The organism is Actinocrinis sp. (assembly GCF_035605935.1).
Lineage (GTDB): Bacteria > Actinomycetota > Actinomycetes > Streptomycetales > Catenulisporaceae > Actinocrinis.
The window spans coordinates 23,574-40,203 of the sequence record NZ_DATNGK010000153.1; the positions used below are offsets into that span (position 1 = coordinate 23,574).

The window sequence follows — 16,630 nt, forward strand, 5'->3', positions numbered from 1 at the left end:
GGCGGTTTGTGCTGTCATGGCCAATGTCGGTCCCTGGCGAAGAACGGATCGGCCTCGGCTGGCGGGAACGGAAGGAGGTGCGGTCAGCGATGAGTAATCCCGCGGCATCGCGATCGGCCGCGCCGTTCCGTCTGCTGAGCCCGCCTTTGGCCTATCCGAGCGGCGGCCTGCGGCTTGATGAGCGGCAGCGCCGGGTCGTCGAGCACCGCGGCGGACCGCTGCTGGTGCTGGCCGGGCCGGGCACCGGGAAGACGACGACGCTGGTCGAAGCGGTGCTGGATCGCACCAGGGGGCCGGACGCGCTGAGCGCCGACGAGATCCTTGTGCTCACCTTCAGCCGCGCGGCCGCCGCCGAGCTGCGCGACCGGATCGGCGCGCGCCTGATTCCCGGGGCGGGCGCGCCGACCGCGACCACCTTCCACTCGTTCTGCTTCGGACTGGTCGGCCAGTATCAGGAGCCGGAGCTGTTCGGCGACCCGTTGCGGCTGCTCTCCGGGCCGGAGCAGGACGTGGTGATCCGGGAGCTGGTGCGCGGCACGATCGAGGTCGGCGGCTGGGGACCCGGACCCGGCGGCTGGCCGCAGTCGCTGCGGGCCGCGCTGGGCACTCGTGGCTTTGCCGAGGAGCTGCGAGCGGTCCTGCTGCGCGCCCGCGACCTGGGTCTGGATCCCGAGGATCTGGCCGACTTCGCCGCGCGGGCGGATCGGGCCGACTGGCGGGCGGCCGCGCGCTTCTATGCCGAGTATCTGGACGTCGCCGACGCCCGGGGCGTGCTCGACTACACCGAACTGGTGCACCGCGCGGTGCTGCTCAGCGAGACGGACGAGGTCCGCGAGCTGCTGCGCCGCAGGTATCGCGCGGTCTTCGTCGATGAGTACCAGGACACTGACTCCGCTCAGGTGCGGCTGCTCAAGGCGCTTGCCGGAGAGGGGCGCGACCTCGTCGCGGTCGGCGATCCGGACCAGTCGATCTACGCGTTCCGAGGCGCGGACCTTGGCGGCATCCTGGACTTCCCCGAGGCGTTCCGCCGCCGCGACGGCAGCGCCGCCGAGATCGTCGTGCTGCAGAACAGCCGGCGCGCCGGGCCGACGCTGCTCAAGGCCTCCCGGCAGGTCGCCAAGCGCATACCGATCGCTCGGCTGCCGGCCGAACAGGTTCGGGAGCACCGGGAGCTGACCGCGGTGGAAGCCGAGGCGGCTTCGGAACCCGCGCAGTCGACTGCGCTGCGGAACAACCCGTACGGCGTCGGCCGAGTCGAGGCGATCATCTTCCCCGACGAGGCGGCCGAACTGGCCACGCTCGCGGACCTGCTGCGGCGCGCGCACCTGGAGCATGGCGTGCTGTGGGAGGACATGGCGGTGCTGGTGCGTGACGGCCAGCAGTTGGCTCCAGTGCGCCGCGCGCTGCTGTCGGCGAACGTTCCGGCCGAGGTGCTGGGCGACGATCTGCCGCTGGCCCAGGAACCCGCGGTCGCCACGCTGCTGACCGCGCTGCGCTGCGCCGCGGAACCCGCCGCGCTCACGCCGGACACCGCCCGCGAACTGCTGATGGGCCCGCTCGGCGGCATGGACAGCGGTGACCTGCGGCGCCTTGGCCGGGCGCTGCGCGCGGAGGAACAGGCCGCGCTCGCGGCGGCGCGCAGACGACGCAGCCAAGCCGTGGCCGGCGAGGCGGAAAGTGCCGCGCTCGCAGAGCCTGACGAGGCATCAGCCGCCGCCGCGTCCGGTCCGGTGGACGAGAGCGCAAGCGGCGACGCGTCGCCGGTTGATGCGGGTCTCGCTGACGGCGCGCAGGTCGCGGATCCCGTCGCGGCCGCAGATGCCGAGTCGCTCCCCTCCACCTCACTTGAGCCTGCCGACGCAGCAGATTTGGTGCCCGCCGCGCGTCCGGCCGAGCACCTGATCCGCGAAGCCGTCGCGGATCCCCGACTGCTCGTCACGCTCGACCCACAGGTCGCCGGCCCGGCTCTGGTCGTCGCTCGCCTGCTGCAAGCCGCGCAACACCAGCTCGCCGAAGGCGGCGTCGTCGAGGACGCCCTGTGGCTGCTGTGGAATGGTGACGCGCGCGCCCGACCACCAATGCGCACCGGCTGGCCTGAGCGGCTGCGGCGCTCCGTCGAGCGTGGCGGTTCGGCCGGTCGGCTCGCGGATCGCGACCTTGACGCGGTCATCGCCCTGTTCGCGCAAGCCGCACGCGCCCAGGAGCGGACCGGGTACGTCGGCGTGACCGACTTCATCAGCGGTCTTCAGGCGCAGGCGATAGCGGCCGACACACTCGCCGCAAAGGCGTCGCGAGGTGGCGCGGTGCAGGTGCTCACCGCGCACCGGTCAAAGGGCTTGGAGTGGCGTCTCGTCGTGGTCGCCGGTGTTCAAGAAGGGTTGTGGCCGGACCTGCGGCGGCGCGGGTCGCTACTGGAACCGGACCGCATCGGTCGCAGCGGACTGGCCGAACCGCTTTCGCCGGCCGCCATACTCGCGGAGGAACGCCGGCTGTTCTACGTCGCGATCACGCGCGCTCGTGAGCGACTGATCGTCACTGCCGTCGACGGCGAGGACGAGGATGGCCAGACGCCGTCGCGGTTTCTGCGCGAACTGGGTGTCGAGGTACGTCAGTCGGTGGGGATCCGGCGTCGCCGTCCGCTCAATCTCGCGGCCCTCATCGCCGAGTTGCGCCGCTGCGCTACCGATCCGGCCGCGCACCCGCGGCTGCGCGCGGAGGCGATCCGCCGCCTGGCCCGGCTCGCCGCGGCGACCGCGCCGGACGGGGCGCGCCTGGTGCCGAACGCGCATCCGCGCCAATGGTGGGGTCTCTATGACTACACCGAGAACGATTCGCCGATCGCCGATCCGGCTGCCGCGGTGCCGCTCTCGGCGAGCGCGGTCGGCGCCCTCGATGCGTGCGGCCTGCGCTGGTTTCTCGAACACCAGGCCTCGGCGAAGGAACCGTCCACCGATGCTCAGGGCATCGGCGTGCTCTTCCACGCACTCGCGGAGGAGGTGGCGGTCGGAAAGACGAAGGCCGACATCGATGTTCTGATGGACCGGCTCGATCGGGTCTGGGACACCTTGCCTTTCGATGCTCCGTGGAAGTCCGAGCAGGAGAAGCGCGCAGCGCGCCGAGCGCTGGAGCGCTTCCTCGTCTGGCATGACGGCCGCGCCGACGGCCGGGTCGTGGCCGCGGCGGAGCACGAGTTCGACCAATCGCTCACCATCGGCGGCGTGCCAGTGCGGCTGCGCGGGGCGATCGACCGGATCGAGACGGACGCGGAAAACCGGGTCTACCTCGTGGACTTCAAGACCTCGGTCAATCCGAAGACGAAGGCGGAGGCGGCGAAGGACCCGCAGCTTGGCGTATACCAGTTGGTCGTCGAGGCCGGGGCGTTCACGGCGACTGCACGCTCCGATGAAGCAGAGCCCGATCAAGCAGGGTTCGATGATCCAGAGCTCGGCGAATCAGAGCTAGGGGAATCAGAGCTAGGGGAATCGGAGCTTGTTGGATCACAGGGCAGCGAAACGCAGCGCGCGCAGTCAGAAACCGCGACGGTCGCCCAAGCGGAACTCGTCTATCCACGCGACCGCAGCGATTCGCCGGGCCCGACTGTGCTGGTCCAGCCGAGCCACAACACGCAGGCCGATCCGGAGTGGGCGGCCAGGTTGGTCGCTGAGGTCGCGCAGCGCGTACTTGATGAGCGCTTCCACGCCTATGGCAACAGCAGCGCGTGCAGCATCTGCCGCCTGAAGAAGGCCTGCCCGAAGCAGCCGCAGGGCCGGGAGTTGCCGACATGAGCGGGGAGTGGACGCCGTCGCGGGATGACGACCCGTATGACCCTCATGCCCCGTACGACTCGGGTGACGACACGTGGGGCGCGCAGGAGCAGCGTTCCACGAACCAGCGCATTGAGACGCCACGCGACCTCGCGCGTGTCCTCGGCGTGCCGTACACCGAGGAACAGCTCTCGGCGATCACCGCACCACTCGAACCCGGCGTGATCGTGGCCGGCGCGGGCTCGGGAAAGACCACGGTCATGGCCGCGCGCGTGGTCTGGCTCGTCGCCACCGGATGGGTCGGCCCAGGCGAGGTACTCGGCCTGACCTTCACCAACAAGGCCGCCGCCGAGCTGCGTGAGCGGGTACGAACGGCGCTTGCCGCCGCGGGCTTCGGCGCAGCCCAAGAATCCGACTTCAAAGATCCGAGCCCCGAGCCGGCGCCGGACGAGCTGGGCGAACCGGTCATCTCCACGTATCACGCCTATGCCGACCGGCTCATCAAGGAGCACGGCCTGCGGCTCGGCCTCGAACCTTCGACCCGGCTGCTCGCCGACGCCAGCAGATACACCCTCGCCGCGCGCGTGGTGCGCAACGCGACCGGACCGTTCGACGCGCTACGCGGCAGCATCAGCAACATCACTCGCGACCTGATCGACCTCGACGCGGAGCTGTCCGAGCACGTGGTCGGCTTGGCACGGCTGGCCGAGTTCGACCGGGCCTTCGCCGACGCCGCCGAGCTGTACCGCGACCCGGTCACCGGCAAGTCGATCAGGGCCGTCAACCGGCGCACCAACAAGCGCGGCGCGATCTACGAGCGCTATCTCGACGCGGCGGTCAAGGCCAGGGAGCGCGGCGAACTGCTCACCTTGGTCGAGGAATACCGCAAGCTCAAGGCGAGCCGCGACCTGATGGACTTCGGCGACCAGATGGCCATCGGCACCCGGCTGGCCGAGGAGGCGCCCGAGGTCGGCGCGATCGAACGCGGCAAATACCGGGTGATCCTGCTCGATGAGTATCAGGACACCTCGGTCGCGCAACGCCGCATGCTCAGTGCGCTGTTCAGCGGCCCCGATCCGGAGCGCGGGCTTGGCCAGGCCGTCACCGCGGTCGGCGATCCGTGCCAGTCCATCTACGGCTGGCGCGGCGCCTCCGCGGCGAACATCGACCAGTTCCCTGAGCACTTCCCGCGCGCGGACGGCCGACCGGCGCGCGTTTACCCGCTGACCGAGAACCGCCGCAGCGGCGGCCGGCTGCTGGCCTTCGCCAATGAGCAGTCGGTGCCGCTACGGCAGTTCCACGACTCGGTGCGCCGGCTTGAACCAGCGGCGGAGAAAGCAGGCCTCGGATACGCGGTGGCCGCGCTGCTGCCGACCTACGCCGAGGAAGTGCGCTGGCTGGCCGACCAGATCCAGGACCTGGACGGCCAGGTTCCATGGTCGCAGGTCGCGGTGCTGGTCAGAAAGGGAGACCACATCCCCGAGCTCTACGCCGAGCTGCACGGCCGCGGCGTTCCGGTCGAGGTCGTTGGCCTCTCCGGTCTGCTCGACCTGCCCGAGGTCGCGGATCTCGTCGCGATGCTCGACGTGCTCGACGACCCGATCGCCAACGCCTCGCTGGTCCGGCTGCTGGCCGGGCCGCGCTGGCGAATCGGACCGCGTGACCTGGCGCTGCTCGGCAAGCGCGCGAGGGAGCTGGTGCGGGTCCCGGCGCAACCCGGCGCGAGCGCGCTGGACCAGGCGGCGGCGAACAGCGACCCGACCGACGTCGTTTCGCTCAGCGACGCTCTCGCGGACCCGGGCGGCGAACTGCCCTACTCGACCGAGGCGCGGCAACGCTTCGCCCGTTTCGCCGCCGAAATCCGCAGGCTGCGCCGCAGCCTGTCCGAACCCGTACTCGATGTGCTGCACCGCATCTTGCAGGAGACCGGCCTCGAGGTGGAGATCGCCGCCTCACCGGCTGCGTTCCGGCAGCGCTGTGCCGACACGGTCGGCGCGTTCCTTCATGTCGCGGGCGCCTTCTCCGGGCTGGAGGGGGAGCACTCCGCCACCGCGTTCCGCGCCTTTCTGCGAGCGAGCGCGGAACATGAACGCGGCCTGGACATCGACCTGCCGCCGACCGCGGCGCAGACCGTCAAGATCTTGACGATGCACAAGGCCAAGGGGCTGGAGTGGGAAGTCGTGGTCGTCCCGCACCAGCACGAGGAGCCGGCCAAGATCGACAAGTGGACGGCAAAGCGTTCAAAGCTGCCCCATGAGCTGCGCGGCGACCCGATGCCGCTGCTCGGACCGGAGCGCGACAAGGCCGACTTCGAGGACTTCGATGCACAGATGCGCGAGCATGCCGAGCTCGAAAGTCAGCGGCTCAACTACGTCACGCTGACTCGGGCCAAGTCGCGCCTGATCGTCTCGAGTCATCGGTGGGGTCCGACGCAGACGACGCCGCGCAAGCCGAACGCGATGCTCACCGCGCTGCACGAGCACTGCGTCGGCGATCCGGCGAACGGTGAGGTAGCGGTTTGGGCGCCGCCGCCTGATAAGGAGGAAAGTAATCCGGCGCTGGCTGCGGCGCGCGAGTTGGCGTGGCCGCCGGACGTGAACGGCGAGACGAGGGACCGGCGGAGGCAAGCGGCTGAGGCGGTGCTGGCCGAGCTGCGCGCGATGCGGGAGGCGCAGGCGGGCGCAGATGCGCGCGGGGAGGCGGATGCGGGTTCCGCGCACGAATCAGGCTCCGAGCCTGCCGCGGGCGATCTGGCGCGCCGATCGACGCAGGAACTGTCGCGCGAGCGGCACGACGCCGGTGACGCATCGCAGCGGTCTGCCGGCGAGCTGCCGCCGGAGTCGCGCGCCACGATCGCCAGTTGGGACGCCGACATCGAGGCCTTGCTCGGTGAGCTGGAACGGGCACATCAAGTGCGCTTCGACGTCCCGATGCCGCGCACTCTGTCCGCGACCCGACTGGTGTCGTACGCGGCCGACCCGGACGCCTTCGCCGAGGAGCTGTTCCGCCCGATGCCGCGCCCACCGGCCCCACAAGCGCGTCGCGGCACCGAGTTCCACGCCTGGGTCGAGCGCCGCTTCGGTCAGCAGGCCCTCTTCGGCGAGGACGAACTCGACCTGCTCGCCGAGGACGAGGAGATCGACGGGCACGAAGATCTGGCCGAGCTGCAAGCGGCGTTCCTGCGCACCCCCTATGCGAACCGTGAGCCCTACCGGGTCGAAGCACCCTTCCAATTGGTGCTCGGCGGTCACATAGTGCGCGGCCGCATCGATGCTGTCTACCGCGAACCGGATGGCACATACGAGGTCGTCGACTGGAAGACCAACCGCGCGGCGAACGCCGATCCGCTCCAGCTCGCCATCTACCGGCTCGCCTGGGCCGAGCTGACCGCGGTGCCGATCGAGCAGGTGAGTGCCGCCTTCCTCTATGTGCGCACCGGGCTGATTCAGCGACCTGACGATCTTCCCGATCGCGCGGGGCTGGAACGGCTGCTCGCGGCTCGAACCGGACCGAGCTGACCCGGCGCCGGTCCAGCGGCATCGATTCAGCGGCGCCGGTTCCCATCCGGTTCTGTCGACCGCTGATCCGGCGCTGACCCGGCTCTGACTCGGCGCCGCTTCGGCTCCGACCGGCGTCGCGTCGTCCTGACAGCGTGCCCTGGGACCGAATTCGCATACGCACAGTGATCGCGGATCACGGTATGGCGAAAGAGATGCGAACAGTATTGAATTCGTCACCGCAGGTCGCTGAAACGACGTACCCTGTCTTCACCGTGACCACCGCAACACACCTGGACCCCAGGCGTCCCGAGCGCACAGAGGAAGCGCTACGCGCGCACGCCCACCCTGCGCGTAGGGCGCCGGTTTCGCGCGTCCCGCGCCGGGTCATGCGGATCGCCGTCTACGCGGCGCCAGCGTTGTGGGTGGCCTGCGTCGTGGCGCTGAGCCTGGCGCTGCAACTCGGCGTCCAACTGACGCCGCTGCTCGCCGCCGCGCCCGCCATCGCCTGCGCCGGAACGGGACGCCGCCAGTGCATCGCGCTCGGCTGCGCCTGCGCGCTGCTCGCCCTGCTGCCTTTCCGGCCCGGCTCCGAGGAGTTCGGCGAACGGCTCGTGATCGCGCCGACCATCCTCATCGTCACCTTCGCCACCTACCTCGTCGCCCAACGCAGGCTGCGCACGCAGCGCGCCTATGACGAGGTGCGGCAGATCGCGGAGGTGACTCAGCGGGTGCTGCTGCGTCCGGTGCCCGCGCGCGTCGGCCCGGTCGTGACGGCCGTGGAGTACCTGTCCGCGGCCAGCGGCGCGCAGATCGGCGGCGACTTCTACGAGATCATCGAGACTCCGTTCGGCGTGCGCGCGATCCTCGGCGACATGCGTGGCAACGGGCTCGACGCGGTGAGCGGAGCCTCCGCGCTGCTTGGTGCGTTCCGCGAGGCCGGCGCGGTCGAACCGGCTCTCGAAGCGGTGGCCGTACGGCTTGACGCAGCATTGGCCCGGCACGCTTCGGAGATACGACGCGCGCAGCTCGCGCGGCTGACGCAGCCGCAGCTCGAACTCGGCGGTCAGGGCAAGGGAAAAGCGCAGGCGCACCGCGACGCGCACGCCGAGACCTGGGCCGAGGACTTCGCGACCGCGGTCCTCGTGCAGATCCCCTTCGGCGGTACCGGCGCGAGCCAGCCCGGCGCCCCGGACGCCGCCGAAGCGACACTCGTGCTGTGCGGGCATCCCTCTCCCTTCCTGGTGCACGGCACCGAGACGCGGCCCGTCGAGTCCGCCGCGTGCAGCCTTCCCCTGGGGCTCGGCTCGCTCGTCTCCGAGCCGTACGCCGCCACCGCGGTCACCGTGCCCTTCGGACCCGATGACGCGCTCGTGCTCTACACCGACGGCGTCTCCGACGCGCGTGCCCGCTGCGGCACCTTCTTCCCGCTCGAATCGATGCTGCGCGGGGTGTGTGACCTGCCGCCGGACACGATCGCCGATTTCCTGCGCGGCCGGTTGCTCGAGCACATGCGCGGCGAGCTGAACGACGACGCCGCGCTGCTCGTGTTGCGCCGCGAGGCCTGAAAGGTCACGCTCGGACCATCCAGATCTCCGGTCGCATCGCGAAACTCCCATGCGGACGCACCGGAACGCCTGGTACAAACGGCGAAACGCAGCGCACAAGCCGCTGACGCCGCCAAAGCCGCCGGTCCGCCGCGAGAGCGCCCGCGCCCTGGAGTTGAGTCACGTGGAGTTCAAGCAATCCCGGAAGCTGTCCGAGGTCCAGTACGACCTGCGCGGTCCGGTCCTCACCAGGGCAAAGCAGCTGGAGGCCGAGGGGCACTCGATCCTCAAGCTCAACATCGGCAACCCGGCCCCGTTCGGCTTCGAGGCCCCGGACGAGCTGGTGCAGGACGTCATCCTCGGCCTGCCGGACTCCAATGGCTACGGCGACTCCAAGGGCCTGCCCTCGGCCCGGCGCGCGGTCGTGCAGTCCTACCAGACCCGCGGCCTCGTCGGCATCGACATCGAGGACGTGTACATCGGCAACGGCGTGTCCGAGCTGATCGGCATGGTGCTCAACGCGCTGCTCGACAACGGTGACGAGGTGCTGATCCCGGCGCCCGACTATCCGCTGTGGACCGGGGCCACCGCGCTGGCCGGCGGGCGGCCGGTGCACTACATGTGCGATGAGCAGGCCGACTGGTTCCCCGACGTCGCGGACATCGAGTCGAAGATCACCCCGCACACCAAGGCGATCGTGATCATCAACCCGAACAACCCCACTGGCGCGGTCTACTCGCAGCAGGTCGTCTCCGAGCTGGTCGAGGTGGCCAGGCGGCATCAGCTGCTGGTGCTGTCCGACGAGATCTACGACAAGATCCTCTACGACGACGCCGTGCACCGGCCGACCGCGCTCTCCTGCCCCGACCTGCTGACCATCACCTTCAACGGCCTGTCCAAGACGTACCGCGCGGCGGGCTACCGGATCGGCTGGATGGTGCTCACCGGCCCGAAGGAGCACGCCGCGGACTACATCCAGGGCCTCGACATCCTCGCCAATCTGCGACTCGGCCCGAATGTCCCGGTGCAGCACGCGATCCAGGCCGCGCTCGGCGGCTTCCAGTCCATCGACCGGCTCACCGAGCCCGGCGGCCGCCTGTGGGAGCAGCGCAACCGCACCCATGAGCTGCTGAACCAGATCCCGGGCGTCTCCTGCACCAAGCCACAGGGCGCGATCTACGCCTTCCCGCGGCTCGACCCCAGCGTCTACAAGATCAACGACGATGAGCAGTTCGTCATGGACCTGCTCAACGCGGAGAAGATGCTCGTCATGCACGGCACCGCGTTCAACTGGCCGAACCCGGACCACTTCCGGATCGTCACGCTGCCCCGAGTGCGCGACCTCGAAGAGGCAATCGCCGGCCTCGGCCGCTTCCTCGCGACCTACCAGCAATGACCGGTCACACCGGACGGTAGGGTCGGATCATGTCCACCGACAGCACACTTTCCGTTCGGACCTTTATCGAGCAGAACTCGGCCGGGTTCGTCGAAGACCTCAAGGACTGGCTGCGCATCCCCTCCGTTTCAGGCGACCCCGATCGGGCCGGAGACGTGCGGGCCTCGGCCGAATGGCTTGCCGCGAAGCTGCGCGCCACCGGTTTCCCGACCGTGGAGATCTGGGAGACCGCGTCCGGCGCAGGCCTGCCCACCGTGTTCGCCGAGTGGCCTTCCGGCGACCCCGACGCGCCGACCGTGGCGGTATACGGCCACCACGACGTACAGCCCGCGACCCCTCTTGAACTGTGGGAGACCGCGCCCTTCGAGCCGACCGTGCGTGACGGCAAGCTCTTCGCCCGCGGCGCCTCCGACGACAAGGGCCAGCTCTTCTTCCACGTGCTCGGCGTGCGCGCGCACCTGGCCGCTACCGGCCGCACTGCGCCCGCGGTGAACCTCAAGCTGATCGTCGAGGGGGAGGAGGAGTCCGGCTCGCCGAACTTCGCCCCGCTGCTGCGCGACCACGCCGAACGGCTGGCCTGTGATGTCGTGGTCGTTTCGGACACCGGCATGTGGGACAGGGACACCCCGTCGACGGTCACCGGTATGCGTGGCCTGATCGCCGCGCAGATCGACGCACGCGGCCCGAGCGGCGATGTGCACTCCGGCTCCTTCGGCGGCGCCATCCCGAACCCGATCACCGAACTGGTCCGGTTGCTCGCGGGCCTGCACGACGAGAACCGGCACGTCACGCTGCCCGGCTTCTACGACGGCATCGTCGAGCTGACCGAGCGCGAGCGCCAGCTGTTCGCGAAGCTGCCCTTCGACGAGGCCGCCTGGCTGCGCACCGCCAAGTCCCCGGCCGCCATCGGCGAGGCCGGATTCAGCACCCTTGAGCGGATCTGGGCGCGGCCGACCGCCGAGATCAACGGGATCTGGGGCGGGCACACCGGGCACGGCTCGAAGACCATCGTGCCGTCCGAGGCGCACGCCAAGCTTTCCTTCCGGTTGGTCGCGGGTCAGGACCCGGCGCAGGTACGTAAGGGCCTTGAGGCGTGGCTCGCCGAGCGTATGCCCGAGTGGATCGAGTACGAGCTCTCCTTCGAGGGCGAGGGCGTGCGCCCGTGCCTCACACCGCTCGACCATCCCGCGCTGCAATCCATCACCCGCGCGCTCGGCCGTGCGTTCGCCGATGACCCGGACGGTGAGCGGCGCGAGATCCTCTACACCCGCGAAGGCGGATCCGGACCCGAGGCTGACTTGCAGGACGTGCTCGCCGCGCCGGTGGTCTTCCTCGGCGTCTCGCTGCCTGAGGACGGTTGGCACGCCCCGAACGAGCGTGTGGACGTGGCGAACCTGCTCAAGGGCGCTGAGGCCGCGGCTTACCTATGGGAAGATCTCGCCGGGAACAAGTGATTACGCAGCGTCGTTGCAGACGTGGGGTACCGCTTGGTACCCGCCCAAGGGAGGGAAACGAGCGATGGCCGACCACCGCGACGCGGCGACCGGACCGCTCGGACGGCTCGCCTTGGCGCGCGGCGCCGTAGATCGCACCGCTGAGCTCCGCCTCGACGAACTGGCCCTCGCCGCCGCCTGGTCGAATCCGGACACCCGGGTGCTGGTGGTCAGCGAGGGCCGGGCGTTCGTGCTCGACGAGCCGGATCCGGTCGTGCCCGGCTCGACCAAGCCGCGGTTGGTGACCCTGCCTTCGTACGACGCCCCGGAAGGCGAGCGCTTTCTGCTCGGCCGGGACGAGAGCGGCTTCACCTACTTCGCGGTTCCCGCCGAGACGCTGCCTGGTCGCATGGATGGCGACGCACGGCCCGCGTCGCTGCGTGAGGTCGGCGTGCACCTCTCGGACCGGGACGCCGGCCTGCTGACGCACGCGGTCGCACTCGAGCACTGGCATCGCAGTCACCGCTACTGCTCGCGCTGCGGCCACCCGACCGAGGTCGCCGCGGCCGGGCACATCCGCCGCTGCGCGAACTGCGGAACCGAGCACTACCCCCGTACCGACCCGGCCGTGATCATGGCGGTCACCGATGCCGACGAACGGCTGCTGCTCGGCCGCGGCTCCGCCTGGGACCAACGCCGCTTCTCCGTCCTGGCCGGCTTTGTCGAGCCCGGAGAGTCGCTGGAACAGGCGGTCGCCCGCGAGGTGGCCGAGGAGGCCGGGTTGACCGTGACCTCGGTGACCTACCTGGGCAGCCAGCCATGGCCGTTCCCCTGCAGCCTGATGCTTGGCTTCACCGCGACCGTGGACGACCCGGAGCGGGTGCGCGCGGACGGCGAAGAGGTGCTGGAAGTGCGCTGGTTCACCCGCGGTGAACTGGCCGAGGCGGCGGCTTCGGGGGAGGTCGTGCTCTCCGGCCAGATCTCGATCGCGCGCTCGCTGATCGAGCACTGGTACGGCGGTCCGCTGGCTGAGGCAGCGCGCTAGCGCGCGAGGAACATCGCTTGCTTGGTGTGTACAGCGAGCTCAGCGCTGCGGCGTAAGCCTGCGGCCGGTGCGCGTCTCGAAGAAGTGCACCGAGTCCAGCGAGAGTTCCAGGCCCACCGCGGAGCCCGGACGCGGCGTGGCATGCGGTTCGCAGCGCACCACGATCGTCTTGCGGCCCTCGCCGACGCCGGTCGAGCAGTGCGCGTAGGCGACATAGCCGAGGTTCTCGACGGCTTCAACGTGCGCGTACAGGCCGCTGCCAGGTGATGTGATCTGCACGGTGTCCGGGCGGAAGCCGACGGTCACCTCGGGCACCTGCAACTCTGCGGTGGTCTTGCGATCCAGTGGCAGCTCGATCACGTTCACGTCACCGAGCACAGCCCAGTCGTACTCGACCCGCGCCTTGATCAGGTTCATCGGCGGCGAGCCGACGAACGCGCCGACGTAAGCGTTGAGCGGGTTCTCGTAAAGGGCGCGCGGCGTATCGCACTGCAACAGCACGCCGTCCTTCATCACCGCGATGCGGTCGCCCATCGTCATGGCTTCGATCTGATCGTGCGTTACATAGATCGTGGTGGCCTGAAGCCGCCGCTGCATGTTCACGATCTGGGTACGCACGTCCGTGCGCAGCTTTGCGTCAAGGGCACCGAGCGGCTCGTCCATCAGGAAGACCTTCGGCTCACGCATCATGGCGCGGCCCATCGCGACTCGCTGTTGCTCGCCACCGGAAAGGGTGCGCGGCATGCGGTCGAGCGTCGGGGTCAGGTCGAGCTGTGCGGCCATCCGCCGCACCCGCCGCGCGACCGCCGAGTGTGGCGCTCCGGTCAGCGACAGCCGGAAGCCGAGGTTCTCGGCGACCGTCATCTGTGGATACAGCGCGTAATTCTGGAACACCATCGCGATGTCGCGATCGCCGGGCTGAGACTCGGTGACGTCCACGCCGTCGATGAAGACCGCACCGCTGTCCACGGTCTCCAACCCGGCTAGCATCCGCAGCGCCGTGGTCTTGCCGCAGCCGCTGGCGCCGAGCAGCACCATGAACTCGCCGGACTCGACCGTGAGGTTCAAACAGTCGACGGCCGGACTCTTCGTTCCCAGATATGTATGGGACGCATCGACGAACTCGACGGAAGCCATGCTCTCCACCCGGACCAGTACCGAACACTGCGTTGTGCGTGTGCTGATGTACCTTTGGTGCGGTGTGCTCTGGTGCCACTGCCGCGGCGCGCGCAAAGGCACGACACGGCAGTAGGCGCAACCTACTCCGGGTGAACGCTGTTTGGCGAGGGTGTTACACAGTCGTCAGGCGAGTTTCGCCTGGACCTGAGCGAGACTCGGGTTTGTCAGCGCCGATCCGTCCGGGAACGTCACAGTAGGCACCGTCTGGTTACCGTTGTTCACAGACATCACATAATCAGCAGCTTCCGGCTGCCTTTCGATGTCGACCTCGATGTACTGGATCCCGGCCCGCTCCAGCTGACCCTTGAGCCGGCGGCAGTACCCACACCAGGGTGTCGAGTACATCGTGATCTGCGCTGCCATTGCTACTCCGTTTCCGCTCGTCCGGTCGCTTCACCGGCTATCCGAATAACCACCGCGCCGTCCGCAGTCTTCCCCGCATACCGTCCTCCACAGAATCGGCCCAGTCCTCAGCGCGCTGTCGGTGCCGCCTGAGAGTATGGCTCCCATGACCAACCCGACCGCGGCCGACAGCGGGGAGGCCCTGCTCGCCGGACTGGACCCCGAACAGCGCGCGGTCGCCACCGCACTGCATGGCCCGGTGTGCGTGCTGGCCGGCGCCGGGACGGGCAAGACCAGGGCGATCACGCACCGTATCGCTTACGCGGTGGCGCAGGGTGCCTTCCCGGCGAACCAGGTGCTCGCGGTCACCTTCACCGCGCGCGCGGCTGGGGAGATGCGCGGTCGGCTGCGCATGCTCGGGGCGGGCACAGTACAGGCGCGAACCTTCCATGCGGCCGCGCTGCGTCAGTTGCAGTACTTCTGGCCGCACACGGTTGGCGGGCCGCCACCGCAGCTGATAGACACCAAGCTGCCGCTGATCTCGGAGGCGGTCGCGGCCTGCCGGATGCGCGCGGACCGCACCGAATTGCGTGACCTGGCCAGCGAGATCGAGTGGGCCAAAGCGACCCAGAGCACCCCGGACGACTACCCGGCGGCCGCGGCGAAGGCCGGGCGCCTGCCGCCGCGCGAGCCCGCCGAGACCGCCCGGGTATACGCGGCCTACGAGGCGGCGAAGCGCGATCGCGGCATGATCGACTTCGAAGACGTGCTGCTGCTGACCATCGGCGTGCTGGAGACCCGCCCGGACATCGCGGACCGGGTGCGTGATCAGTACCGGCACTTCGTCGTGGACGAGTACCAGGACGTCAACCCACTGCAACAGCGGCTGCTCGATTGCTGGCTCGGGAAACGCGACTCGGTGTGCGTGGTCGGCGACGCGAGCCAGACCATTTACTCGTTCACCGGGGCAACGCCCGAGTACCTGCTCGGTTTCCCGGACCGCTACCCGGACGCGACTGTGGTGCGGCTGGTGCGTGATTACCGGTCCACGCCTCAGGTCGTGGCGCTGGCCAACGCGCTGCTGAGCGAGGCGCCCACCGACACTCTCGCGCAGCGCCGGACCGCGCGGGCGAGGGTCGAACTGGTCGCGCAACGGCCGCCGGGCCCGGCCGTCGAGTACGAGGAGTACTCCGACGAGACCGTCGAGGCCGAAGGCGTCGCGAAGTGGATCAGGCAGCTGATCGACGCGGGCACCCGCCCGGCCGGGATCGCGGTGCTGTTCCGGATCAACGCGCAGTCCGAGGCCTATGAGCAGGCGCTCGCGGACCTCGGCGTGCCCTACGTAGTGCGCGGCATCGAGCGGTTCTTCGACCGGCCCGAGGTGCGCCAGGCCAAGACGCTGTTGCAGGGTGCCGCGGTCGCCGCCGTGGGCGCGGAGGCCGAACCGCTGCCAAGTGCGGTGCGCGCGGTGCTTTCCAGCACCGGCAGCTGGAGTCTGACGCCACCAACCGGTTCCGGCCGCAGCCGCGAGGCGTGGGAGTCGTTGGCCGCGCTAGCCGCCTTGTCAGACGAGTACGCATCCGCACATCCCGAGGCTGGCCTGCCCGAGTTCGTGCGTGAGCTGGACGCCCGCGCCGCCGTGCAGCACGCCCCGGTCGTCGATGGGGTCACCCTGGCCTCATTGCACTCCGCGAAGGGCCTGGAGTGGGACGCGGTCTTGCTCGTCGGACTTACCGAGGGCCTGCTGCCGATCAGCTACGCCGAAACCCCGGACCAGGTAGAGGAGGAGCGGCGGCTGCTATACGTCGGGGTGACCCGGGCGCGCGAGCGGCTGCGGCTGTCCTGGGCGCTGGCCCGGTCGCCCGGCGGACGGGCCTCACGCCGGCCGTCCCGGTTCCTCGACGCCTTGCGCGAGGCTCAGGAGGCGCGTTCCGGCGGACCTGGCGGCTCGGTCGTGCGCGGCAGAGGGAGCGGCGCGGGACGCGGCGGCGAGGAGACCAAGCGTTCGCGGCGCTCCGGGCCGGTGCGCTGCCGGGTGTGCGGCCGCGCGCTGATCGAGGCGGTGGAACGCAAGCTCGGTCGCTGCGCCGACTGCCCGTCAGATCTCGACGAGGCGCTGTTCGAGCGGCTGCGCGAGTGGCGTTCCGCGCGCGCGAAGGAGCAGTCGCTTCCGGCGTACTGCGTCTTCACCGACGCGACGCTGACCGCGATCGCCGAATCGCGCCCCGCCGACCGAGCGGCGCTGGCCGGGATTCCGGGCGTCGGCGCGACCAAGCTGGACCGCTACGCGGAAGAGGTGCTGACGTTGCTCGGCGCCTCAGAAGGCACGGCGGACGAGGATGGCGCCAGTGTCGATGGAGCGCACGAGGACGGCGCCGACGACGCCGAAGACGTAGCCGAACTGTTCTAGGGCCCGATCCGTGCCTG

Annotated in this window: 9 protein-coding genes; 7 read left to right on the forward strand and 2 right to left on the reverse strand. The window is 69.8% G+C overall.

Annotation, left to right across the window (positions count from 1 at the left end; all coding sequences use genetic code 11):
• Nucleotides 1-89: 89 nt before the first annotated feature.
• From VN779_RS13040 to nudC, 6 genes are all read left to right on the forward strand, one after another.
• Nucleotides 90-3,785: an ATP-dependent DNA helicase gene (locus tag VN779_RS13040; protein ID WP_325722901.1), complete on the forward strand. Its 3,696-nt coding sequence runs from the start codon at nt 90-92 to the stop codon at nt 3,783-3,785.
• Complete coding sequence (locus tag VN779_RS13045; protein ID WP_325722903.1) at nt 3,782-7,282, forward strand: ATP-dependent DNA helicase; 3,501 nt, start codon at nt 3,782-3,784, stop codon at nt 7,280-7,282. Before VN779_RS13040 ends, VN779_RS13045 begins: the two co-directional genes overlap by 4 nt.
• A 254-nt stretch (nt 7,283-7,536) precedes the next feature.
• Nucleotides 7,537-8,829: a PP2C family protein-serine/threonine phosphatase gene (locus tag VN779_RS13050; protein WP_325722905.1), complete on the forward strand. Its 1,293-nt coding sequence runs from the start codon at nt 7,537-7,539 to the stop codon at nt 8,827-8,829.
• Between the two features lie 163 nt (nt 8,830-8,992).
• Nucleotides 8,993-10,204, forward strand: a complete 1,212-nt coding sequence (locus tag VN779_RS13055) for a pyridoxal phosphate-dependent aminotransferase (protein WP_325722909.1) — start codon at nt 8,993-8,995, stop codon at nt 10,202-10,204.
• Nucleotides 10,205-10,233: 29 nt separating this feature from the next.
• Nucleotides 10,234-11,658, forward strand: coding sequence for a dipeptidase (locus tag VN779_RS13060; RefSeq protein ID WP_325722911.1), 1,425 nt, complete (start codon nt 10,234-10,236; stop codon nt 11,656-11,658).
• A gap of 64 nt (nt 11,659-11,722) precedes the next feature.
• Entirely contained in the window at nt 11,723-12,682 is a 960-nt protein-coding gene (gene nudC / locus VN779_RS13065) for an NAD(+) diphosphatase (protein ID WP_325722913.1), read from the forward strand.
• Nucleotides 12,683-12,721: 39 nt separating this feature from the next.
• On the opposite strand, the gene VN779_RS13070 is transcribed toward nudC, so the two are convergent.
• Entirely contained in the window at nt 12,722-13,819 is a 1,098-nt protein-coding gene (locus tag VN779_RS13070) for an ABC transporter ATP-binding protein (protein ID WP_325722915.1), read from the reverse strand.
• Nucleotides 13,820-13,984: 165 nt separating this feature from the next.
• Complete coding sequence (locus VN779_RS13075) at nt 13,985-14,224, reverse strand: mycoredoxin (RefSeq protein WP_325722917.1); 240 nt, start codon at nt 14,222-14,224, stop codon at nt 13,985-13,987.
• Nucleotides 14,225-14,369: 145 nt separating this feature from the next.
• On the opposite strand from VN779_RS13075, the gene VN779_RS13080 reads away from it, so the two are divergent.
• A complete protein-coding gene (locus VN779_RS13080; protein WP_325722919.1) occupies nt 14,370-16,613 on the forward strand; it encodes an ATP-dependent DNA helicase UvrD2 in 2,244 nt (747 codons plus the stop codon).
• Nucleotides 16,614-16,630: the final 17 nt, after the last annotated feature.

Bases quoted from the DNA above. Each gene is read 5' to 3' on its own strand.
- VN779_RS13080 (WP_325722919.1), top strand. From the start codon at position 14,370: ATGACCAACCCGACCGCGGCCGACAGCGGGGAGGCCCTGCTCGCCGGA.
- VN779_RS13060 (WP_325722911.1), top strand. From the start codon at position 10,234: ATGTCCACCGACAGCACACTTTCCGTTCGGACCTTTATCGAGCAGAAC.
- VN779_RS13070 (WP_325722915.1), bottom strand. From the start codon at position 13,819: ATGGCTTCCGTCGAGTTCGTCGATGCGTCCCATACATATCTGGGAACG.
- VN779_RS13045 (WP_325722903.1), top strand. From the start codon at position 3,782: ATGAGCGGGGAGTGGACGCCGTCGCGGGATGACGACCCGTATGACCCT.
- nudC (WP_325722913.1), top strand. From the start codon at position 11,723: ATGGCCGACCACCGCGACGCGGCGACCGGACCGCTCGGACGGCTCGCC.
- VN779_RS13075 (WP_325722917.1), bottom strand. From the start codon at position 14,224: ATGGCAGCGCAGATCACGATGTACTCGACACCCTGGTGTGGGTACTGC.
- VN779_RS13040 (WP_325722901.1), top strand. From the start codon at position 90: ATGAGTAATCCCGCGGCATCGCGATCGGCCGCGCCGTTCCGTCTGCTG.